The following is a 21,496-nucleotide window of genomic DNA, read 5'->3' as shown; positions in this document are numbered from 1 at the left end:
TATTTCATGTCTAAACATATTTTGATTTTGGCTGGTGACGGCATTGGTCCTGAAATTGTAAAAGCCGCAGAACAGGTACTTACACGAGTTAATGATCAATTCAATTTAGGTTTAACGTGGGAACAGGGCCTACTCGGTGGGGCTGCCATTGATGCACACGGTTCACCTTATCCAGATGTGACTGCGGCACAAGCCAAAAATGCAGATGCGATTTTACTCGGTGCAGTGGGTGGTCCGAAGTGGGACAACATTGAGCGTTCGATCCGTCCAGAGCGTGGTTTGTTAAAAATTCGTAGTGAATTAAATTTATTCGCGAACTTACGTCCAGCTATTTTGTATCCGCAATTGGCAGATGCATCAAGCTTGAAGCCTGAAATTGTAGCAGGTCTTGATATTCTCATCGTTCGTGAATTAACTGGCGGGATTTATTTCGGTCAGCCACGGGGGATTCGTGAACTTGAGAATGGTGAAAAACAAGGTTTTAACACCGACGTTTATGCTGAGTCTGAAATTAAGCGTATTGCGAAAGTAGCTTTTGAAATGGCCAGTTTACGTGGCGGAAAAGTCTGTTCTGTTGATAAAGCCAACGTCCTTGAAGTGACTGAACTTTGGAAGCAAACCGTAACGGCGATGAAAGAAGCTGACTATCCAAACATTAACTTGTCGCATATGTATGTCGACAATGCTGCAATGCAGTTGGTGCGTGCGCCTAAACAGTTTGACGTGATTGTGACAGGTAACTTATTTGGTGACATCTTGTCTGATGAAGCCGCGATGTTGACAGGTTCAATTGGAATGTTGCCATCAGCATCCTTAGATGAAAATGCGAAAGGGATGTATGAGCCATGTCATGGTTCGGCGCCCGATATCGCAGGACAAAATATTGCCAACCCATTAGCCACTATTCTTTCGGTAGCTATGATGTTGCGTTATACCTTCCGTGAAGAAGCTGCTGCTCAAGCGATTGAAGATGCAGTAGGCAATGTCCTAGATCAAGGCTTGCGTACCGCTGATATCATGTCTGAAGGCATGAGCAAAGTGGGTACTGCGGAAATGGGGCAGGCGGTTGTGGCTGCACTGAAGTAAGCCAAAAATAATTTGAAAACGCAGCCATCCGCTGCGTTTTTTTATGCCCAAAATTTAATAACCTTTGCAGGCTTTGCCTCGATATTGAATTGATTGTGCAATATTATCTTTTAATAAAAAGTGGACTTGGCACTCTAACTGAACATCATAAAATGGTGTATGTGTGGGAATAGGAATCGCACCGACACTGCTGTCACTACGCATAGTGGGCATAGGGGTTGGAATTTGAATCCGTCTGACAATGGTATAACTCAGTTGGTTTGGTGTTTGAATCGGCGCACCTAAGGTTTCATAACCGAGCTGACGTAAGTTGAGTTCGCGCCGAATGCTCGATACATCTTGGCCGATATATTGTTCTAAATAGTCGGGGAGCGCAATTTTAGCGGGTGAAACGACGGTCTGGTGTTGTGCTGGAGAGCTGCTACAAGCTTGAAGGAGTAAGAAACATATGGAACTAAAACAACTGACAATAAAGGGCTTCATGATCATCCCCTAAGCAGAGAAAGACCCTTTTAGTATTGTATATCTGAACGTTCGTTTGAGTATGTTTCGAGTAATTTGAGATAAACGGTATGTAGGCGACTCAACATAACGCAGCCGTTAACACGCTTTGCCGATGTAGTGAATAGATTCCACAAGATCATCATGCAGTCTGAACTCAATTTTACATTTCATTTCAATATTCAGGCTACCGCTGGAAGGTGTTGGAATGGGCGCACCCATACTGACACTGGTTCCAAGGTTGGGGGTTCCCATCGGAATAGGCATATTACGTAACAGAGTGTAGGTCAGTTTCTCTGGGGTATGTACAGGAGCACCGAGCACTTTATAGCCCATGCTATTGAGGTTGAATTGGTTTTGAACTTGATCTGACGATTGTCCGATATAGTGTTGTAAGGTTTGGTTGAGCTGAGTTTGGCTTGTTGTGGCGCAAGCAACACATAGCATTGGGAACAGTAAAATAGCGAGCTTCGTTGAAGTCGTCTTCATTATTGTTTTGGCGTATTAGGTTGTTATCTCATTTAATTATAGTTTGATTTTTGCTTGGAATATAGTTGATTCATAACGTTTTAGTCTGAGCGCAGACATTAAAAAAGCCACTTAAAAAGTGGCTTTTTCGCTTCGCTAAAACTTAGCGCGCACGATAAGTGATACGACCCTTAGACAAATCATAAGGTGTCATTTCTACTTTAACACTGTCGCCAGTCAAAATACGAATATAGTGTTTACGCATTTTACCAGAGATGTGAGCAATCACTTCATGACCGTTTTCTAAACGTACACGAAACATAGTATTAGGAAGCGTCTCGGTGACAACGCCTTCGAACTCGATGAGTTCCTCTTTATTGGCCATAGCCTACCTGAATGAATAAATTGGAAAGGCGCAAATTATAGTCAATTTTTTTGCATAAAACAAGGCGGAATGGGCGGTTGCCTGATCATCTGTCAGTAAAATAAGCGAACAAGAGGAATAAATATTTTCAACAAAAAAACTGTATAAGTTGTTGTCAGTTCGGTCAATCGCAGTTAATCTAATTTTAATGTTTTATGTATAAATGAAGAACATACAAGGAAGGTTCTAGCGTGGGTCAGCTAACTGATGCATCGATTGTCTTGCGATTAGGCTACCAAGCGATTCGTCGTTCAGGGTTGCCAACAGAAGAAATTTTAACAAAGGCTGGTGTTGCATTAAATCAGATGGAAACCAATGAGCGTACGCCTTTGAGCGCACAATACGCTTTTTGGGTGGCGGCAGAAGAGGTGAGCCGAGATCCAGACATCGGTCTACATTTGGGTGAAAATCTGCCTTTATACCGTGGCCAAGTGATTGAGCATTTGTTTATTTCATCGGAAAACTTTGGTGAGGGTTTGAAACGCGCTTTGGCTTATCAGCGCTTGATCAGTGATGCCTTTCATGCCAAGTTGGTGATTGAAGATGACCGGTGTTATTTGACCAATGGGGAACAACCTTGGGCTGAAAATTTGGTCAATCGACATTTTTCTGAATGTGCAATGTCCGGTATTTTACGGTTCTTTAAATTTATTACTGAAGGGCGCTTTGAACCGATCTATATTGATTTTAACTTCAGTAAAGGCGCGTTTGATGATGAGTATTTCCGCGTATATGAGTGCCCTGTTAGTCTAGGGCAAAAAGAAACCCGCTTATATTTTGACCCAAGTATTTTGGCTTATCCGTTGTGGCAGGCGGAACCTGAATTATTGCAACTGCATGAGCAGTTAGCGATTGAAAAACTTCAAGAATTAGCCCGCTATGATTTGGTGGGTGAGGTGCGTCGCGCGATAGGTTCAACCTTAGAAAGTGGCGAAACCACACTTGAAACAGTGGCTTCTCAGCTCAGTATTACCCCAAGACGTTTACGCACACAGCTTAGTGAGGCGAATACTAGCTTCCAGCAAATTTTGTCTGATTATCGCTGCCGGTTGGCGAAAAAACTTTTGGCCAATACGGCTGAAAGTGTAGAGCGTATCGTGTATTTGACGGGCTTTTCTGAGCCAAGTACCTTCTATCGTGCATTTAAACGCTGGACCAATGAAACCCCAGTGGAATATCGCAAGCGTAAGCAGCGTTAAGAAATCCCCCCTAGCCTTCTTTGAAAAAGCAGGCTAGGGGGAGGATTCAAAAATAAATTATTCAGGCATATTGAGCCAGTGCGGCCCAAGCGGCTGCTTTGGTAGCTCAAACTGTACTGGATAGTCGGCATGAATGAAATACAGCCCATCAGGAGGGGCTGTAATGCCTGCGGCTTTGCGGTCTTCTGCTGCGAAAATAGCTTCAATATGCTCGACTTCATACATACCTTGACCAATTTCCAGTAAGCAGCCCATGATATTGCGGACCATATGGTGCAAGAAGCCATCGGCCTGAATGTCGAGTACCAAATATGGACCATGTTGAATTAAGCGACAATGGCTGACATGGCGCACAGGTTGATTGGATTGGCATGCGGCTGCACGGAAGCTTTCAAAGTTATGCGTGCCTTCGAACTTTTGCGCGGCTTGCATCATCTTTGCCACATCTAGCGCATAATAGGCATGTGTGACTTGTTTATACATAAGAGCAGGGCGTTGCGGGTGGTTATAGACCACATAACGATAACGACGTGCCTGCGCTTTGAAGCGTGCATGAAAGTCTTGATCCATCGCTTTAATCCATTGGATCGAGATATCTTTTGGCAGTTGGCTGTTGCTACCCATCAACCAACCGCGCTCTGAACGAAGTGCCGAGCTATCAAAATGCGCCACCATATTGGTGGCATGGACGCCAGCATCGGTACGACCTGCACCATGTAAGCTAATCGGTTCATTGGCAATTTTAGAGAGTACTTTTTCAATCGTCTCTTGTACGCTGATCACACCTGTTTGCTGGGATTGCCAACCACGATAGTGTGTTCCACAAAACTCAATGCCGATCGCAAAACGTTGCATATGTACCTCAAATTAACCCAAATCATGCCAATGGCCGAAGCGTGCTTCAGCGGTGGGGTATTGTAAATACATTTTAAGGGCTTTGGCATACAGATCTGCGTGCCCGAGGCAATCACTAACAATTATTTTGGCCTGAGTTGTCCACGCGGCAACTGCATAACGCTGATCAGTACGGCCGAAAGGGACTTGGGTGCTTAAGATAGCAACACAGCCTTGTGCGTAAAATTCATCGAAAAGTGCTATCAACTTGGCATTCACAGCTAAATTACCCGTTCCAAAACCTTGCAAAATGAGGAAATGTGGTGGGGCTGTAAGCAGGTTTTTCAAATTCTGCAATTGTTGCGCTAAGGCAACAGGTTGCATCATCAGGTTGAGGCAATTGAACTGGTGGGATTGTTCTACATCACCTGTTTGTACTATGTGTGTTTTTAAGCTATGTGGAATCGGCTGTTCAGCCATGACGCCTGTAAAAGCATCCAGTTCTGTGGTATGTCGTTTTAACGCGGTTTGCGCATGCAATACCTGTTGATGGAAAGCTAGATACACTCCGACAGGATCTTTCATCACTGCATCTAAGGCAAAATTCAAATTACTAATCGCATCGCTAAATTCACGGGTATCTGTGCCTTGAACATTCAGCAATGGATATTGGCTACCTGTGAAAACCACACGTGCGGAATCTGCAATAAAGTGTGCCGCGACAGCACTGGCATAGCTTAAGGTATCTGTGCCATGAATCACGACAAAATGCTGGAATTGTTGCAGTTGCAATTGTTGAATCTGCTGAATCAGCAATAACCAGTCTGCAGCCGTACAGGCGCTACTGTCTTTAATGACAGGTGCAATAAAACATTCAATGTCGAGATGAATCGGCAAGACATGTGTGAGCTTGGGAATAAAGTTTTCGGCAGGCATTGGTTGTAAGGGTTCGCCAATACAGCCAAAGGTTCCACCCATATAGATAAGCGCAATTTTTTTCATTATAAAAAAAGCAGTCGGTGATGACTGCTTTAGTTTAAAACGAAATGGCTTAGGATGCTATGCGACTCAGCAACTGTTCGACTTGCTGACGTTGTTCCGTAGAGTAATTTGGTTCTTGTTCAACCAAAATTTCACGTGCAGCTTCGAAAGCGCCAAGTTGAATGTATTGCTCAGCCAATTCAAGGTTTAAGTGTATTTCATTGACTTCGTTCAGTTGAGGGAAAGACTGCACCAGAGGATCGCTTTGATCCGTCGTATTGGCAGGTGCAGTAGACTCTAGACTAAAACTGAGGCTTGGCGTAACAACTGCTGGTTTTTCTTCTATTATCGCTTCACTTGGACTAACCGTATCGAAAGAAAAAGCAGGGATGTCTTTTGCTGCTTCAGTCGTAGATTCGCTTGAAAAATCAAATGTAAATTCAGGACGCTCATCTACAGCAGGCGGCGAAATTTCTGCTTCTGGTGCTGTTGTCGGCGCTGTGTCGAGATTGAACGAAAAATCTAAAGGTTGGATGTCAGCTGCAGCTGTTTCTGCTGGTTGAGCAGGTGTGCTTTCTAAAGAGAGTGAACCAAAATCGAGCGGTTTAAGTTCTTCAGCAGGTTTGGCTGGTTCTGCTTTTGGAGTATTTAAACTAGAGATATCAAAATCTAAGCTTTGAACTTCGATGCTCGGTTCAGGTGCGGCTGTTGTTGTAGTGATAAATGCTGAGGCATCAAAATCAAGCGGTTTAATGTTTTGAACCGGTTCAATAACAGAAGCCTGCACAGGATTATTTGATGACATCAGGGCATCGAAGTCAGCAGTATTAGTTGCTTCTACAGGTTTTGGTGCAGATGGTGCAATTTCAGTTGGTTTAAACTCAATCGTGTCAGAGCTATTTTGATGTAATTGATCGTAATCCGATTTTTTGGCTTCTGCTTGCGCCAAAATATCATCTAGTTCTAAAGAACGTAAATGATTCAGCAATTGGCTGATGGCAAACTCATCTTTTTGGAGCAAGTGAATATCGAGCAGCAGTAAATATAATTCGTGTTGTGAATTATCTTTATTTAGGGCTTGGTTGATTTGTGCTTCAGCTGAGAAGAAATTACGGTCGCGAATTTGCCCTTCAATTTTATTACGTAGATCTGTAGCAAGTGGTGTTGTGGCTTTTTTAGCAACAACATCTTTAACGACTTGAGTTTGTTGCGGGGATTTTTTAGACGAACTGGTTTTTTTGGCTTTATTTTTTGCAGCAACCGTTTTTTGAGTTTTTGGTTCTGCTTCTTTACTCGCCTCACGCTTTTTTAAGACTATGGCAACAACCAATAGTAAGATAAATGGAATCACATAAATAAGCATGTTTTACCCCTTTTGAACTTGTCTTTGTGCAAGTTCATCCAAAATCAAATAATCAAAATAACACTTTAGTGTGTTGGCTTTTTCTCAGTTTGTTGTGCTTTCAATTGTTGTTGCAATTGTGCAAGACGAGCGTTTAGTAATTGAATTCTCTGATCTTTCTGATTAAGTGCCACTTCTAATTGTGTTACGTTTCTCTGTAATTTAACGGTTTTTTCACGAGATGTCATAACTTTTAATGACAACTCGTTTGATGTTTGATTCTTTTCTGTCGACTTCTTGGCAGAACCGTGACTTGAATCTTGCTCTTTCTCTGCCACCAAGCTCATCTCGGCTTGATTGAGGCGGTATTTCGCCTTGCCAGATTGCTGTGAGCTTTGTTTTGGAAGTGATGAAACGGAGACTTTTTGCTCTGATTTTGCTGTTTGTAGGCCCGTTAAATTGAGGTTAGCACCACGACGTAAACGGTTTATGTCACCTTGAATAAAGGCATGTTCATTCTTGGCTTTAATTTGTTGCATGACTTCACCGACAGGAAGGTTTTCTTCAGCAGCAATACGCGATGCAATGCCCCAGAGAGATTCATTCGACCGAACTACATGGGCACTTTGAGGTGCGGCTTGGCGTGCAGTAGTTGCAGGTGCAGCAGGTGTTGTTTTTGCTGTCGATGGACTAGGTTGTGGGCTGGCCTGTGCAGAAATTGGTGCATCTGATTTTTGAACTGAATCTGCATACTTTTGCACCAACGGATCTGCTGATTTTTTTGCTTGCGTAATCGGTTCAACACGTGGAGCTGAAGTTTGAGCCGCTGCTGCAATTTGTGCAGAGGCTACTGAAATAACTTGCGTTGGTGCTGCAATAGCGGTCGCACTCATGCTTGGTGGAGTATGGTTATTGAGTTTGAGGGGCGTCGTGTTTGTCGTCGGCGCAGCTGTTGTTTTTAAGCTATTGAATTGTGTGCTGACAGGTAAGTTCAGCGCAATATCTTTTTCGTTGACAATCACCACCGGTTTTAAGGCTTTTTCATTATTATTCGCGCGTGCTTGAAGTGCTGCTGAGCGTTTATTGGCTGTTTTAATATGTTGTAGCCGTGCCGCATTGCCTTCTTTGATTTTGACGACAATGTTCAGTTCTGCTTCAGTTAAAGGGCGTGAAGAAGTAATCGTAATCACACCGGTACTGGCGCTGGTACGACGGGTAAAAAAGTTCAGATTACTGGGTGGCTGATGCATGACACCAAGAGACATCAAATCTTCTGCGCTGGCTAGACTGGCTTGAATGGGAGCATTCGGATCGGCATCGTGAAAGTTCAATTCTGCATACAACAGTTCCCCAGATGCAGACTGAATTTGAATAGGATCAATAGTGATCGCATTCACATTTTGCGAAGCAATAATGGCTAAAATGGCTATCTTTAATTTGTTATTTACGGTCATCTTAATCTTTAGCTCGGTCACAGATCGCAAAGCGAAAATTATAGATTAGCGAGTTGTGTGTTATTTGTAAAACGTTAACATCAGGGTTACAAAAAAAAGCCGATCAAGTGTGATCGGCTTAATACTTTAGCGGGTAAATGCTTAAGTATTTTTGTAGTCAATCAGGATGCGGAGCATACGACGTAAGGGTTCTGCAGCACCCCAAAGCAATTGATCACCGACAGTGAAAGCACCTAAGTACTCTTTGCCCATATTCAATTTGCGTAGACGACCAACAGGAACAGTTAATGTGCCTGTTACAGCCACAGGTGTTAAGTCAGTCATAGACGCTTCACGGGTATTTGGAACCACTTTTGCCCATTGGTTTGCGCTACGTAACATATCTTCGATTTCATCGAGAGGCACGTCTTTCTTCAGCTTTAATGTTAAAGCTTGAGAGTGACAACGCATCGCACCAATACGCACACAATGACCGTCAATCGGAACGATTTGCTGGTTGCCCAAGATCTTGTTGGTTTCAACTTGGCCTTTCCATTCTTCTTTCGACTGACCGCTGTCTAATTGTTTGTCGATATAAGGAATGAGTGAGCCTGCTAATGGCACGCCAAAGTTTGCTGAAGGGAAACCTTCGCCACGTTGTAATTCCGCAATTTTAGAGTCGATATCTAGAATTGGAGAGCGTGGGTCATCTAACAAATCTTTGGTATTGTTGTACAAATAGCCCATACCAGAGATCAGTTCACGCATATTTTGCGCACCAGCACCTGACGCTGCTTGATAAGTCATCGAGGTTGCCCATTCCACTAAATTGTTTTGGAATAAACCGCCTAAGCCCATCAGCATCAGTGAAACTGTACAGTTACCGCCCACGAATGTTTTGGTACCGTTCACTAAACCATCTTTAATCACGTTCATGTTGACAGGGTCAAGTACGATAATGGCTTCATCTTCCATACGAAGTGTAGATGCCGCATCAATCCAATAGCCTGTCCAGTTTTCCGCTTTGAGCTTCGGGAAAACTTCTGAGGTATAGTCGCCACCTTGGCAGGTAATAATGACATCCATTTGCTTCAGACTGTTAATGTCTGATGCATCCATAAGTGCTGGGGCAGTTTTACCGCCAAACGCAGGCGCTTCACCACCTGCATTACTGGTAGAGAAATAAAATGGCTCGAAATGAGCAAAATCATTCTCTTCAACCATACGTTGCATAAGGACGGAACCAACCATCCCGCGCCAACCGACCAGACCTACTTTCATGTCACTTTGCCTCGGTGCGTTAAAAATTAAAAGGGGATTCGAGTGTATCAAAAGAGCGCTTAACTGCAAGCACTACACAATGAAAACAGCAATTATATTGTGCAATATATCTTGTTTATGTTACATGCAAAATTGATATTAATTTATGAATCTACAAAAAATTAAGAATATAAGAGTGGCTATCTATGATCTGGGTTGAGTTGCTGGCATGTGTTGTGATTTGGTTAAGCTTCTGGTCACTGATTCCACGAGATGAATGGTGGTTTCGAGGTGCAGATTTTCCACGCTTACAGATTTTGGCGTTGGGGTTGATTGCATTTATCTTGATGTTGATTTGGGATGCACCTTGGGATTGGATGCGTGAAGTCATTTTGCTGGGATTAATTGCGGCAGTGGCCTATCAACTCAAAATGGTGTTGCCTTATACCTTTGTGTGGAAAAAGCAGGTCAAAACGGTTGCCAAAACAGAGTTACAGCCAGAACGCCAGATTTCTTTAATTGTGTCGAATGTACTAACGCCCAATACTCAATATCACTTATTGCTGCAACAGATTCGTCAACATCAACCAGACTTAATTTTGACTTTAGAGTCGGATGCACATTGGGAACAAGCCTTGAGTGTACTGGAAGATGACTATCCCTATCGGGTTGCAGTGCCTTTGGATAATCTGTATGGCATGCATTTGTATAGTCGTTTAGCGCTTAAAGATATTGACGTTAAGTTTATTTTGAGCGATGAAATTCCTTCGATTCATGCCACGGTCATTTTAAGGTCAGGACAAGCAGTGCAACTGTACTGCTTACACCCGAAACCGCCAAGTCCGACCGAAGCCAAAGACTCTACTTTACGTGATGCTGAATTATTGATAGTTGGTGATCAGATTAAAGATTTGGATGAAAGTTGCATTGTGATGGGGGATTTGAATGACGTGGCGTGGTCGCGTACGACACGACTTTTTCAACGGATCAGTGGGCTGCTAGACCCCCGAGTTGGACGACATTTTGTTAACACTTTTCATGCCGACTATCCTTTGTTGCGCTGGTCACTGGATCATGTTTTTCACAGTACGGATTTTGCCTTAGTGCAGATGCAGCGTTTATCCCATATTGGTTCAGATCATTTCCCCGTATATGTGGTGCTACAAACCGGTCGGGTGTTTGAGCAAGTACAAGAAGAGCTAGAGCAAACCGAAGCCGATGAGCAAGAGGCGCAGGAGGCGATTGAAGATGGAATTGAGAAAGCGGAACGAGAAGGTAAGCAGGTTACAGATAAAATTGCCAAAGATTACCAGTAAACATACGGGGCGCTCGGATTTCATCAGTGTAGGATATGGCTTACAGGGATTTGGGAATCTGACGAATGGTTAGTCATTTGGTATCCCCGTATTCTAGTCTCATCAGCAGATGGAGCGGGAATGGATCATCCCAGTATGGAAGTTGAAGCTGATGGAAATCATCATGGATATGATGTAGGTATGGAATGCCACCGAATAAAACAAAAATTACGTTGAAAGCACAACCTCATGTACCCGAGTTTTGCAGGACGCAGAACTCGGGTTCTACTTTTTAAGCAGCTCTTTTTTTGTTAAGAATAAATCTTGTCATAGCCTGCAGGGCGAGTTTTGAAGCGACGGTGGAACCACATATATTGAGTCGGAGCAATACGGAGTTGATTTTCAATAATTTGATTCACGCGTGTCGCATCATCGACTTCATCTTCACTGGGTAAGTTTTCGACCGCAGGTTCAATCAACACTTTGTATTGTGGGTTTTTAATGTCCCCATCACGATAAAAATACAGAGGAATGGCTGCGGCTTTGGTCATTTTCAATAAACGACGGTGTGCTGTAACGGTCGCTGCGGGAATGCCAAAAAATGGCGCCATAACACCTTGTTTTAAACCAAAGTCTTGATCTGGACTATACCAAATGGCATGGCCATTTTTTAAGTTTCGGACCAAGCCACGCATGTCATCATGATCAATTTGATGTGCATAAATGGTGGCACGACAACGGTAGATGAGCATATCCAGCAGCGGATTATTTTGTGGGCGATACACCACATCTGGTTCAAAATACTGCGCGCATAGATAACCACCCGCATCGAGCAAAGTAGAGTGGGTTCCTAAAAGCAGTGCACCTTTACCTTCTGCTTGTGCTTTTTGAATATGTTCTAAACCTTCAATACTGACACGGCCGGTAAACCACTTTGGGCTATACCACGCATTCAGCGTTTCAAAGACCCCCAGCATTTGATCGACAAAAACCAGACGCGCATTTTCAAGGACTTCTTGGGCCGGCCATTCAGGGAAACACACCTCCAGATTACGAACGGTGGTTTTACGTCGCGACTTCAGATATTTAAAACTGAGGTTGCCTAAGAGGGTTGCCAGTCGGTGTTGAATTGCCCATGGAAGAATCGCCAATATCATGAGAAAGACGATACCAATCCAAACGCCCCAATATTTGGGATGTAGAAAAGACCACTGAAATTCACCGGGTTGATAGTCTGGCTTCGAACTCATAAATTGCGATAAAGGCTAAAAAAAGAATGTTTCGAGTTTAGCATGAAGCAAGAATGAAGGGTCAATGTTCAGAATCAACCCGATGTTCGAACTCTTCAAATGTGATGTTATACAGGCTTGGATGATGTAGACGAACGTACCCAAATGGAAGAGATGGACATCTTCTCGATGGTGGTGGGCACCCTCAGCTGAGCTCCATAAAAAACTCCGCATTGCGCGGAGTATTTTATGGAGCTCATGAAAAATTATTTGGTTAAATTTTCAAGTTCTTCCCAACGTTCCAGTTTTTCCAGCAATAGCTCATCAATTTCAGTCAAACGATTTGACAACGTCATGGCCTTGTCTGCATCTGAAATAAATAATGAACCATCTGCAAGTGAGGCATTGATTTCCGCTTGCTCTTTTTCCAGCGCTTCCATTTCGGCAGGTAGTTGTTCAAGCGCACGCTGATCTTTATAGCTGAGTTTGGCTTTTTTAGGCGCAGCATCTGCTTTTGCAAGTGCTTTTTTCACATCACTTTTTTGATCGACTACTTTGTCATCTGGACGCTGTTCAAGATAATCTTGATAACCACCAATGTATTCATCAATATGACCTTTACCATCAAACACCCAAGTTGATGTGACGACATTGTCCATAAAGGCACGGTCATGCGAGATCAACAACAATGTACCTTTGTAGCCACCGAGCATTTCTTCAAGAAGCTCTAAAGTCACCATATCTAAGTCATTGGTCGGCTCATCCATCACGATTAAATTTGATGGCTTAAGCAATAATTTTGCAAGTAAGATACGGTTGCGTTCACCACCTGACAAGGCTTTGACTGGGGTACGTGCACGTTCTGGTGAGAATAAAAAATCTTGTAAATAGCTGTAGATGTGGCGACGGTTACCATTGACATCGACAAAATCTGAACCTTCAGAGACGTTATCTTTCACTGATTTTTCAAGATCAAGTGCATTACGTAATTGGTCAAAATAAGCCACTTCAAGCTGTGTACCTGTTTTGACTGATCCGCCATGCTCAATCTCACCCAAAATAGCTTTGATGAGCGTAGTTTTACCGACACCGTTGTCACCGACGAGACCAATACGATCGCCACGAAGCACCAATGCAGAGAAGTCTTTGATAATAGGTTCTTGATTGCCAAAAGCCACACTGAGATGTTCAATATCGAAGACCAATTTACCTGAGCGATTGGCATCTTGCGTTGCCATGCTGACTTTGCCTTGTTGTGAACGGCGTGCTTTAGATTGTTCACGTAATTCTTTTAGGGCGCGAACACGACCTTCGTTACGGGTACGACGAGCTTTAATCCCTTGGCGAATCCATACTTCTTCTTCAGCTAAGCGCTTATCAAAAAGAGCATTTTGCTTTTCTTCTGCTTCCATCTGCATTGCTTTTAGTTCGAGGTAGCGTGAATAGTTACCCTCGTAACTGCGCAAAGTGCCACGGTCGAGCTCTACAATACGAGTTGCAATACTGTCAACAAATGAACGGTCATGCGAGATGAACAGTAAAGTTAAATTATTTTGATCGAGTAGAAATTTTTCTAACCATTCAATACTTTCAACGTCCAAATGGTTGGTTGGTTCGTCTAGTAATAGCACATCGGGTTGGGTGAGGAGTGCACGAGCAAGCAGCACACGACGCTTACGACCACCCGATAAATCAGCCAAATCAGCATCTGGGTCTAGGCCCATTTTGCTTAAAATGGAATTGACTTTGGTTTCTAAAGCCCAGCCATCTAACATATCCATTTTATGTTGCAAGTTACCCATACGGTCGCATGCATCCATATCACCCAATACACAAGCATCACTGGCTTCATGATAGGCTCTGAGCACATCTGCAGCTTCACCTGCGCCGTCTGCCACGATATCCGCCACTTTACCCGAGTCCATCGGCACATCTTGCGCCAACATGGAAATGGTGATGCCGTTTTGCAGAGAAACTTCACCAGAATCGGGTAATAAACTTCCCTCGATCAGTTTAAGTAAAGTAGACTTACCTTCACCATTACGACCAATTAAACACACTCGTTCACCGCGCTCCAATGAAAAGTTCGCGCCGTCGAGCAAGGCAGGTCCACCAAACGCAAGTTGGACATCCCTTAAAGTAATATAGGCCATAATGTTTCCTGAAAAATCTCAAATGAGGACTTGAAGTGTCTAAACAACAAAATATTGATAATCAAGCGCCATTGTCCGCACCCATTGAAGATTTGCAAGTCCGAATTGCATTTTTAGATGATTTAGTTGAACAGCTCAATGAACAATTGGTGATTCAAGGACTGGAAATTGCTGATTTAAAAAAACAAATGCAATTTTTGTATCAACGTGTTGAATCTTCAGATTTGTCTGATGGAATTGCAACATTTGACCCGATGGCTGATCGTCCGCCACATTATTAAGTTCATTTGCTGTCTGGGGCTAAAAAATGCTGTGATGTGGGGTGAAGATATTGCTGAGTCTTGTCTCTTTTTTTGTTTTACCCAACTCAAAGCCCAATTTGACTGACGAAATCATTTGACCTTTGATGCAGTTCCTACTCTAATACCCGCTTTCTGGTGCATCCCATAAAAACTGTCCTATGACTCAAAAAGTTGTTCTTCTTGACCTTGAAAATAATGTTCCAACGGCCAAATTGTTGCGCGAGATTGTGGAGCATTATCCGACTTTGTATTTGTTTCATTGCCAAGGTCAATTTGAGTATGCAATGCAAGATTTGACGGAACTGGCTGCTTGGATCAGTAGTGGTCAAGTGGTGATTTTAGATACGCCCAAAGCCGAGCAAAAAGAGTTCGAATATGCCGTGGTGGTGGGGCAGTTAATGGCTTTGCTTGAGCCAGAAACGCAGGTTGAAATTATCTCTGCGGTCAATACAGCAGAAATACTTTTGGACTTAATGCAATCTTCGGATATTCAGAGCAATTTGATCTTCATTCAGTCTGAAACGTTACCAAGTCAACGTCATCTTCCCAGTTTAGACAGCATCAAAAATCAGCCTTATTTAAAAATGGTCAAAAAATATTGTGATGCTTTGGGGGAAATGTCAGGTAAGCCGAACACATTGGACGGTCTAAAAAATTCAATAAGTAATATTTTGCAACTCGTACCTGAAAAGACGCAGCGGGTGGTAGGGATGTTGATTAATCTCAAAATCATCAAACGCTATGATGAGCAGATTCGCTTTCGTAAAAAAGTGTTGAAGCAGTGGTTGGCACTGAATTTGAATGAACAAGACCCAATTACACAGCCGCAAAGCATGCAACAAGCGCTACAGCAACTGCAAAAAGACAGTGTCGTGGATAAGCTTGAACCAACTGTAGATACGCAGTCCGCACAACAAGAGTTGTTTAAAAACTTTGCACAGATTGACCCTGTACAGCTTGAGGTCGCACGAAAACTGCGTGAGTTAAAAACCAATAAACCCAAAGATATCTATGCGCTACGTGATTTGCTTGAGCAAATGTTTCCGAAGTCAGATGTGCGTATGTTACTGAAAGAGTTACTCGATAAAGGCTATATTTACTGGAATGGACACGAAGTTCTATATAGTCATGAAATGTTCTTAAATTAATTTTATCGTTCAAACTTGCGTTTTATATTGTGCTTATGCAACTCTAATAAAGGAATAAAAAGGTTGTGCTATGGAAAATACTGGAATTTGGGTTGTCGGATTTATCATCTTATTCATCCTCGGCTCGATTTTTGGACTTCGTGTAAGTCCAAGAGAAAAAGCTTTAGGTGAAATGCGTGATAAAGCGCGCAAGATGGGTTTACACCCGCGTTTAGTCGCAGCACCTGACTGGACGAAAATACCAATGGCTTCGGAAAACCGTGCCAGCATGGTGGCGTACTACAGTGTCCTGATTCCAGAAGCACGCCTACCTTTAATGCGCGCTCGCGTTGTTGATCAGCAGCTTGAGCTCATTATAGGTGATGACAAGTTTAAACATTTACCCATTGAATTAAAGGGTATTTATGCTATTGATATGCAAGCAAACTGCGTGGGACTCTATTGGGATGAGCATTCTGACTTAAGAGCAACCCAGTTAGATGCCATGAAAGCATATTTACAGTCTTTGGCTGAACTTTAATTTTACAGACCCATTGAAACAGGATTAACGGTTAATATGGCGAAAGCTCCTCGGTCCACATCCAAAAGTACTACAGCAGATTCTCCTGAGGCTGGGAAAAAGCGTGCTTTAGTGATTGTGGAGTCGCCTGCAAAAGCGAAAACAATCAATAAATATTTAGGCTCGAATTACATTGTGAAGTCGTCTGTGGGTCACGTGCGTGATTTACCTACAGGTGGTTCTAGTAAGACTGCAGAAAAGAAGCCAGCAACACGAACCAAACTGACCGATGCTCAGAAAGCTGAAAAAGCACAAAATGCACTGGTCAATCGTATGGGGGTTGATCCTGAGCATGACTGGAAAGCACATTATGAAGTGCTTCCAGGCAAAGAGCATGTGGTTGCTGAACTGAAAAAGCTTGCTTCGCAAGTTGACGAGGTCTATCTCGCAACGGACTTGGACCGTGAAGGAGAGGCAATTGCTTGGCATTTAAAAGAAGTGATTGGTGGCGATGACTCACGTTATCAACGTGTGGTGTTCAACGAAATCACCAAAAATGCCATCCAAGATGCATTTAAGCATCCAGCACGGCTTGATATCGATAAAGTTAATGCGCAACAAGCACGCCGCTTTTTAGATCGTGTTGTTGGCTTTATGATTTCGCCATTACTTTGGGAAAAAATTGCCCGTGGTTTATCGGCAGGTCGTGTTCAGTCTGTCGCAGTTAAACTGGTGGTTGAGCGTGAGCGTGAAATTCGTGCGTTTATTCCCGAAGAATACTGGCAAGTTTTTGCAGACACTAAGTCACAGACCGATGAGATTCGTTTAGAAGCCGTCAAACAAGCAGGTAAAGCCTTAAAGCTACGTAATAAAGCCGATACCGATGCTTTACTGAAGCTCATTAAAGACGCAGATTACAAAGTTTCAGCACGTGAAGATAAACCAACCAAGGTGAATCCGAGCGCGCCATATATCACCTCGACTTTACAACAAGCAGCCAGTACACGTCTGGGTTTCTCTGTGAAGAAAACCATGATGTTGGCGCAGCGTTTGTATGAAGCGGGTTTTATTACCTATATGCGTACCGACTCGACCTTTTTGAGTGACGATGCGGTGAATATGGTGCGTCATCATATTGAGACCGAGTTTGGTGCGAAATATCTGCCTGCTAAGCCGAACCGCTATGGTAACAAAGCGGGTGCACAAGAAGCCCACGAAGCGATTCGTCCATCGAATGTGGCATTAAAAGGCGACAGCTTGGTGGGTGTGGAACGTGATGCACAACGTTTGTATGATTTGATTTGGCGTCAATTCGTCGCGTGTCAAATGACATCAGCCGAATACTTGTCATCGACTATTTTAGTGGATGCCAACGGTGTTGAACTTAAAGCCAAAGGTCGTACCTTAGTCTTTGATGGTTTCACTAAAGTCCGTGGTCAAAACAAGTCAGATGATGATGTATTATTGCCTGCGGTCAAAGTCGGTGAAATCCTGAAGCTTGAAAAATTAGATCCATCGCAACACTTTACCAAGCCACCTGCACGTTTTACTGAAGCATCATTGGTGAAAGAGCTTGAGAAAAAGGGCATAGGTCGACCATCGACCTATGCGGCGATTATCTCGACCATTCAAGACCGTGGTTATGTCAAACTGGAAAACCGTCGTCTATTTGCTGAAAAAATGGGTGAGATTGTTACTGATCGTTTAGATGAAAGTTTCAATAACCTCATGAACTATGACTTTACCGCGGACTTAGAAGGTCAGCTCGATAAAGTGGCTGATGGCGAACGCAATTGGAAAGAGTTGCTTGACAGTTTCTATGGCGACTTTAAAAAACGCCTGACCAATGCGCAAGGTGAAGGCGGCATGCGCCGCAATCAACCAGTAGAGGTGGGAGCAGTTCACTGTAAAGAATGTGACCGCCCAATGCAGATTCGTACGGGAACCACAGGTGTCTTCTTAGGGTGTTCTGGCTATAACTTACCGCCGAAAGAGCGTTGTAAAGGCACGTTGAACTTAACGCCTGTTGAATCACTTGCCGCACTTTCTGATGATGATGCAGCAGAAACAGCAGATTTGATGTCGAAAAAACGCTGTCCAATCTGTGAAACTGCGATGGACAGTTATGTGATCGATGGTGGTCGTAAGCTACATGTCTGTGGTAATAACCCCGACTGTGCTGGTTTTGAGCTTGAAGAAGGTGAGTTCAAAATCAAAGGTTATGATGGCCCAACCATTCCATGTGACAAGTGTGACGGGGAAATGCAGCTGAAGACGGGTCGTTTTGGTCCTTATTTTGCTTGCTCAAGCTGTGATAACACACGTAAAGTCTTAAAAAGTGGTCAGCCTGCACCTCCGCGTGTAGACCCGATTAAGATGGAACATTTACGTTCAACCAAGCATGATGACTTTTTTGTATTACGTGATGGGGCGGCTGGTTTATTCTTGGCGGCAAGTAAGTTCCCGAAAGTACGTGAAACACGTGCACCTAAAGTTTCGGAACTTCGTAGTGTTGCCGATCAGCTTGATCCGAAGTATCAGTTTATTTTGCAAGCACCTGATGTTGACCCTGAAGGGAATCCAACTTTGGTCAAATTTAGCCGTAAGAATCAAGCGCAATATATTGGTTCTGAAACGCCTGAAGGTAAGCAAACCAAGTGGTCATTGGTGTTCAATGATGGAAAATGGGTTGAAGCTTAAGTTCTAATTGCTTAGAAATAATCAAGAAATGCTCACTTTGGTGGGCATTTTTTATATGATGCACATCTATAAATAAAAAAAGATTCTGGTTAATGTATGATTCCTATTCGCTCTGTTGTTGTATCCGCAGTTTTACTGTCAAAAATTGAGAGTGAAATTAAACTGTTATTGATGAAGCGTGTTAAAGGTGATTATTGGTGCCATGTCGCAGGAAAGGTTGAAGAAAATGAGACCGCCAGCCAAGCGATACTTCGCGAAATCAAAGAAGAAACAGCCATTCAGCCTCAACGTTTATTTAGTGCAGATTACATCGAGCAGTTTTATGAGCCAAGCTTGAATGTGATTGAAATGATTCCCGCATTTGTTGGCTTCTGTGCTGAAAACCAATCTGTTCTATTGAATCATGAGCATACTGAATATCGGTGGTGCAGCTTATCTGAAGCTAAAACTTTGGCTATATTTTCAAATCAAAGAAAATTATACGACTTTATTTGGGAAAACTTTGTATTACAACAACCTATAATACATTTAGAAATTACGTAATGTGCTGATCATTGTGATAAAAAATTATTAAAAATTGGGGATCAAAGATGTGGAAAAAACTTCGTATTTTAATCTTACTGCTGATTTTATTGGTGGTCGCTTTGAATGCTTATCGGGATCAGAACCAAGATTGGAGCAAGCCTATTATTGTATTACTCCATCCAGTTAATGCTGATGGACAAGGTACAACTCAGCAATATATACAGCAATTGACGCCTGCAAACTTAAAAGGGGTACAGGGTTATTTAGAGCAGATGTCGGCGACATATCGCGGCCAACCGATTGCGATTTATTTCCAACTTGGGCGCGAACTCAAACAGCTACCGCCGAAAGTGCCTGAACAGGCAAGTTTATTGGATACGGTCTTGTGGAGTTTAAAGTTCCGTTATTATGCATGGAAAAACCATCAAGGTTCAGATGGTGCACCAACTGTTACTTTGTATTTGAACTATTATGACCCAGCACTGACTAAAGAGCTTAAACACTCGACAGCTTTGCAAAAAGGTCGCATCGGTTCAGTGAATTTATTTGCATCGACCAAGCAAACCGAGCAAAACAAAGTCGTGCTTGCACATGAGCTTTTACATGCCTTTGGTGCTAGTGATAAATACGACTTAGCCACAGGACAGCCGATGTATCCTGCGGGTTATGCATATCCAAATCAACAACCGCTGTTCCCTCAAACCAAAGCTGAATTAATGGCTGGGCACATTCCAACCTCACAAACACAGAGTAAAATGCCTGAGTCGATTGATGAAACATTGGTGAATGAGATCACTGCGATTGAAATTGGGTGGAAAAAGTAACTGTGGATAATGTTGAGTTTATCCACAGCATGGATTGATTGTGTGGATAAGCTCAAACCTACAAGTTCGCTGCAAAACATGTTAAAACTAAGTGAACGAAAATCAAACTTGAGAAGAAGATGAAAACAGTCGGTAATGATTTAGTTCGCCATCAACTCCATGAAAATCGTAAATGGTATTTGGCTTTAGGGATTTTATTGGTGTTGTTTGGTTTCGTCCTTTTGGCCGCTTTGCCTTTTGCCACCTTATCTGTGGTGTTTATCTTTGGCGTGCTCATGATGATAGGTGGTGTTCTACACTTCATCGCCGCTTTTAAGATTTTTGAGGGTGGCTTCCGCTGGCTATGGGCACTGTTTGGTGTGTTGTATTTGGTCGCGGGCTATTATGCATTTAGCACACCTGTGAAAACAGCCATTGTCTTGACCAGTGTTTTAGCGGTTTTCCTGATTATTGCAGGGGTCATTCGTATCTTTAATGCAATCTTATTTCGAGCATTCCAAGGTTGGGGCTGGACACTTTTCTCTGGTGTTTTAACCCTACTGGCAGGTATTATGATTTTAACCACACCAGATGCTCCATTTTGGGTGCTGGGCTTATTCCTTGCTTTTGATATTTTATTCCAAGGGATTAATTATCTGACTCTGGCGGCAGCCATTAAGCAGATTCCACCAGCAAGCCAATCTGAATAAAGCATGATTAAAAAAAGGGGAGCCTCATGCAGGCTCCCTTTTTTTGTGTGCTTTATATCATGTGCAAAGCTGAATGGCAGGTTTACGGATTGACGGCATATTGACTTGAAATCGCAATACGATTCCACGTATTAATCACAATTGCGATCCATTCAATAGCGGAAACTTCTGCATCGGATAATATTTTTGTTGCCTTTTGATACGCCGAGTCGGGGAAATGTTGCTGAGCAATGAGTGTGATTTCTTCAATTAAAATCAGCGCGGCGCGTTCTTTTTCGGAAAAATATCCACTTTCTTGCCATACACTGATGAGGGCAATCCGTTCCATTGATTCACCTGCTTTCATGGCATCTTGTGTATGCATACGCACACAGAACGCGCATTGGTTAATCTGTGAGGCTCTTAGTTTCAGCAAGTGTGAAAACCCAATCTCAAGACCTGCTTGTTGGACTTTTTGCATGGATAAGTTTTCGAGTTCTAATACTGTTTTATACAGTTCAGGTGCGGCTTTTCCCAAGTTGATTCGTTGCATACATCACCTATTTTTTTAAAGAGCGTTGAATGTTTAGTGATGATTTTATCGGCTAATTGATTCGCACTTTGT

The 21,496-nt window shown here is 42.9% G+C and carries 21 protein-coding genes; 10 read left to right on the top strand and 11 right to left on the bottom strand.

Annotated features, from left to right (window positions below; all coding sequences use genetic code 11):
• The first annotated feature begins 6 nt into the window (after positions 1-6).
• A complete protein-coding gene (gene leuB, locus AC4MC0_RS14975) occupies positions 7-1,086 on the top strand; it encodes a 3-isopropylmalate dehydrogenase (RefSeq protein WP_125280802.1) in 1,080 nt (359 codons plus the stop codon).
• 54 nt (positions 1,087-1,140) lie between these two features.
• Here the strand turns inward: leuB and AC4MC0_RS14970 are convergent, their stop codons facing one another.
• From AC4MC0_RS14970 to infA, 3 genes are all read right to left on the bottom strand, one after another.
• Entirely contained in the window at positions 1,141-1,569 is a 429-nt protein-coding gene (locus tag AC4MC0_RS14970) for a hypothetical protein (protein WP_234304101.1), read from the bottom strand.
• 117 nt (positions 1,570-1,686) lie between these two features.
• Positions 1,687-2,076: a hypothetical protein gene (locus tag AC4MC0_RS14965; RefSeq protein WP_335997642.1), complete on the bottom strand. Its 390-nt coding sequence runs from the start codon at positions 2,074-2,076 to the stop codon at positions 1,687-1,689.
• A 142-nt stretch (positions 2,077-2,218) separates the two neighbouring features.
• Complete coding sequence (gene infA / locus AC4MC0_RS14960) at positions 2,219-2,440, bottom strand: translation initiation factor IF-1 (protein ID WP_004692529.1); 222 nt, start codon at positions 2,438-2,440, stop codon at positions 2,219-2,221.
• A gap of 230 nt (positions 2,441-2,670) precedes the next feature.
• On the opposite strand from infA, the gene AC4MC0_RS14955 reads away from it, so the two are divergent.
• Complete coding sequence (locus AC4MC0_RS14955) at positions 2,671-3,678, top strand: AraC family transcriptional regulator (protein ID WP_335997644.1); 1,008 nt, start codon at positions 2,671-2,673, stop codon at positions 3,676-3,678.
• Positions 3,679-3,735: 57 nt separating this feature from the next.
• Here the strand turns inward: AC4MC0_RS14955 and truA are convergent, their stop codons facing one another.
• From truA to asd, 5 genes are all read right to left on the bottom strand, one after another.
• A complete protein-coding gene (gene truA / locus AC4MC0_RS14950) occupies positions 3,736-4,533 on the bottom strand; it encodes a tRNA pseudouridine(38-40) synthase TruA (protein ID WP_335997646.1) in 798 nt (265 codons plus the stop codon).
• A 12-nt stretch (positions 4,534-4,545) separates the two neighbouring features.
• Entirely contained in the window at positions 4,546-5,514 is a 969-nt protein-coding gene (locus tag AC4MC0_RS14945; RefSeq protein ID WP_335997648.1) for an asparaginase, read from the bottom strand.
• A 49-nt stretch (positions 5,515-5,563) separates the two neighbouring features.
• Positions 5,564-6,856 (bottom strand): T4P machinery localization factor FimV, encoded by a 1,293-nt coding sequence (fimV, locus tag AC4MC0_RS14940; RefSeq protein ID WP_335997650.1) that lies wholly within the window; start codon positions 6,854-6,856, stop codon positions 5,564-5,566.
• A gap of 65 nt (positions 6,857-6,921) precedes the next feature.
• Positions 6,922-8,289: a type IV pilus assembly protein FimV gene (locus AC4MC0_RS14935; RefSeq protein WP_058868878.1), complete on the bottom strand. Its 1,368-nt coding sequence runs from the start codon at positions 8,287-8,289 to the stop codon at positions 6,922-6,924.
• Between the two features lie 141 nt (positions 8,290-8,430).
• Complete coding sequence (gene asd, locus AC4MC0_RS14930) at positions 8,431-9,549, bottom strand: aspartate-semialdehyde dehydrogenase (protein WP_004692521.1); 1,119 nt, start codon at positions 9,547-9,549, stop codon at positions 8,431-8,433.
• Between the two features lie 185 nt (positions 9,550-9,734).
• On the opposite strand from asd, the gene AC4MC0_RS14925 reads away from it, so the two are divergent.
• Positions 9,735-10,844 (top strand): endonuclease/exonuclease/phosphatase family protein, encoded by a 1,110-nt coding sequence (locus AC4MC0_RS14925; protein WP_201707123.1) that lies wholly within the window; start codon positions 9,735-9,737, stop codon positions 10,842-10,844.
• Between the two features lie 290 nt (positions 10,845-11,134).
• Here the strand turns inward: AC4MC0_RS14925 and AC4MC0_RS14920 are convergent, their stop codons facing one another.
• Positions 11,135-12,073, bottom strand: coding sequence for an LpxL/LpxP family acyltransferase (locus AC4MC0_RS14920; protein WP_279739425.1), 939 nt, complete (start codon positions 12,071-12,073; stop codon positions 11,135-11,137).
• 245 nt (positions 12,074-12,318) lie between these two features.
• Positions 12,319-14,205, bottom strand: a complete 1,887-nt coding sequence (locus AC4MC0_RS14915; RefSeq protein WP_279739424.1) for an ATP-binding cassette domain-containing protein — start codon at positions 14,203-14,205, stop codon at positions 12,319-12,321.
• Between the two features lie 35 nt (positions 14,206-14,240).
• Between AC4MC0_RS14915 and AC4MC0_RS14910 the strand changes: the two genes are divergently transcribed.
• The 7 genes from AC4MC0_RS14910 to AC4MC0_RS14880 all read left to right on the top strand — a co-directional run bounded on the left by AC4MC0_RS14910 (position 14,241) and on the right by AC4MC0_RS14880 (position 20,892).
• The gene (locus AC4MC0_RS14910; RefSeq protein ID WP_104221822.1) at positions 14,241-14,486 is read left to right on the top strand and encodes a SlyX family protein; all 246 of its coding nucleotides are present in this window, start codon (positions 14,241-14,243) and stop codon (positions 14,484-14,486) included.
• A gap of 179 nt (positions 14,487-14,665) precedes the next feature.
• Positions 14,666-15,655: a hypothetical protein gene (locus tag AC4MC0_RS14905; RefSeq protein WP_335997658.1), complete on the top strand. Its 990-nt coding sequence runs from the start codon at positions 14,666-14,668 to the stop codon at positions 15,653-15,655.
• 70 nt (positions 15,656-15,725) lie between these two features.
• Entirely contained in the window at positions 15,726-16,175 is a 450-nt protein-coding gene (locus AC4MC0_RS14900) for an ammonium transporter (RefSeq protein ID WP_114836437.1), read from the top strand.
• 36 nt (positions 16,176-16,211) lie between these two features.
• Positions 16,212-18,854, top strand: coding sequence for a type I DNA topoisomerase (gene topA / locus AC4MC0_RS14895; RefSeq protein WP_114836436.1), 2,643 nt, complete (start codon positions 16,212-16,214; stop codon positions 18,852-18,854).
• 96 nt (positions 18,855-18,950) lie between these two features.
• Positions 18,951-19,397: an NUDIX hydrolase gene (locus tag AC4MC0_RS14890; protein ID WP_004692506.1), complete on the top strand. Its 447-nt coding sequence runs from the start codon at positions 18,951-18,953 to the stop codon at positions 19,395-19,397.
• 47 nt (positions 19,398-19,444) lie between these two features.
• A complete protein-coding gene (locus AC4MC0_RS14885; RefSeq protein WP_335997664.1) occupies positions 19,445-20,203 on the top strand; it encodes a hypothetical protein in 759 nt (252 codons plus the stop codon).
• 119 nt (positions 20,204-20,322) lie between these two features.
• Positions 20,323-20,892, top strand: a complete 570-nt coding sequence (locus AC4MC0_RS14880) for an HdeD family acid-resistance protein (protein WP_201707128.1) — start codon at positions 20,323-20,325, stop codon at positions 20,890-20,892.
• A gap of 82 nt (positions 20,893-20,974) precedes the next feature.
• Here the strand turns inward: AC4MC0_RS14880 and AC4MC0_RS14875 are convergent, their stop codons facing one another.
• A complete protein-coding gene (locus tag AC4MC0_RS14875; RefSeq protein WP_004692501.1) occupies positions 20,975-21,424 on the bottom strand; it encodes a carboxymuconolactone decarboxylase family protein in 450 nt (149 codons plus the stop codon).
• Positions 21,425-21,496: the final 72 nt, after the last annotated feature.

The organism is Acinetobacter sp. CAU_H_S139_7 (assembly GCF_058599305.1).
This window is presented reverse-complemented; position numbering and strand designations above follow the sequence as displayed.

What these genes read in the sequence shown, in the direction of transcription:
- leuB (WP_125280802.1), top strand. Translation starts at nt 7, where the DNA reads ATGTCTAAACATATTTTGATTTTGGCTGGTGACGGCATTGGTCCTGAA.
- AC4MC0_RS14970 (WP_234304101.1), bottom strand. Translation starts at nt 1,569, where the DNA reads ATGAAGCCCTTTATTGTCAGTTGTTTTAGTTCCATATGTTTCTTACTC.
- AC4MC0_RS14965 (WP_335997642.1), bottom strand. Translation starts at nt 2,076, where the DNA reads ATGAAGACGACTTCAACGAAGCTCGCTATTTTACTGTTCCCAATGCTA.
- infA (WP_004692529.1), bottom strand. Translation starts at nt 2,440, where the DNA reads ATGGCCAATAAAGAGGAACTCATCGAGTTCGAAGGCGTTGTCACCGAG.
- truA (WP_335997646.1), bottom strand. Translation starts at nt 4,533, where the DNA reads ATGCAACGTTTTGCGATCGGCATTGAGTTTTGTGGAACACACTATCGT.
- AC4MC0_RS14945 (WP_335997648.1), bottom strand. Translation starts at nt 5,514, where the DNA reads ATGAAAAAAATTGCGCTTATCTATATGGGTGGAACCTTTGGCTGTATT.
- fimV (WP_335997650.1), bottom strand. Translation starts at nt 6,856, where the DNA reads ATGCTTATTTATGTGATTCCATTTATCTTACTATTGGTTGTTGCCATA.
- AC4MC0_RS14935 (WP_058868878.1), bottom strand. Translation starts at nt 8,289, where the DNA reads ATGACCGTAAATAACAAATTAAAGATAGCCATTTTAGCCATTATTGCT.
- asd (WP_004692521.1), bottom strand. Translation starts at nt 9,549, where the DNA reads ATGAAAGTAGGTCTGGTCGGTTGGCGCGGGATGGTTGGTTCCGTCCTT.
- AC4MC0_RS14925 (WP_201707123.1), top strand. Translation starts at nt 9,735, where the DNA reads ATGATCTGGGTTGAGTTGCTGGCATGTGTTGTGATTTGGTTAAGCTTC.
- AC4MC0_RS14920 (WP_279739425.1), bottom strand. Translation starts at nt 12,073, where the DNA reads ATGAGTTCGAAGCCAGACTATCAACCCGGTGAATTTCAGTGGTCTTTT.
- AC4MC0_RS14915 (WP_279739424.1), bottom strand. Translation starts at nt 14,205, where the DNA reads ATGGCCTATATTACTTTAAGGGATGTCCAACTTGCGTTTGGTGGACCT.
- AC4MC0_RS14905 (WP_335997658.1), top strand. Translation starts at nt 14,666, where the DNA reads ATGACTCAAAAAGTTGTTCTTCTTGACCTTGAAAATAATGTTCCAACG.
- AC4MC0_RS14900 (WP_114836437.1), top strand. Translation starts at nt 15,726, where the DNA reads ATGGAAAATACTGGAATTTGGGTTGTCGGATTTATCATCTTATTCATC.
- topA (WP_114836436.1), top strand. Translation starts at nt 16,212, where the DNA reads ATGGCGAAAGCTCCTCGGTCCACATCCAAAAGTACTACAGCAGATTCT.
- AC4MC0_RS14890 (WP_004692506.1), top strand. Translation starts at nt 18,951, where the DNA reads ATGATTCCTATTCGCTCTGTTGTTGTATCCGCAGTTTTACTGTCAAAA.
- AC4MC0_RS14885 (WP_335997664.1), top strand. Translation starts at nt 19,445, where the DNA reads ATGTGGAAAAAACTTCGTATTTTAATCTTACTGCTGATTTTATTGGTG.
- AC4MC0_RS14880 (WP_201707128.1), top strand. Translation starts at nt 20,323, where the DNA reads ATGAAAACAGTCGGTAATGATTTAGTTCGCCATCAACTCCATGAAAAT.
- AC4MC0_RS14875 (WP_004692501.1), bottom strand. Translation starts at nt 21,424, where the DNA reads ATGCAACGAATCAACTTGGGAAAAGCCGCACCTGAACTGTATAAAACA.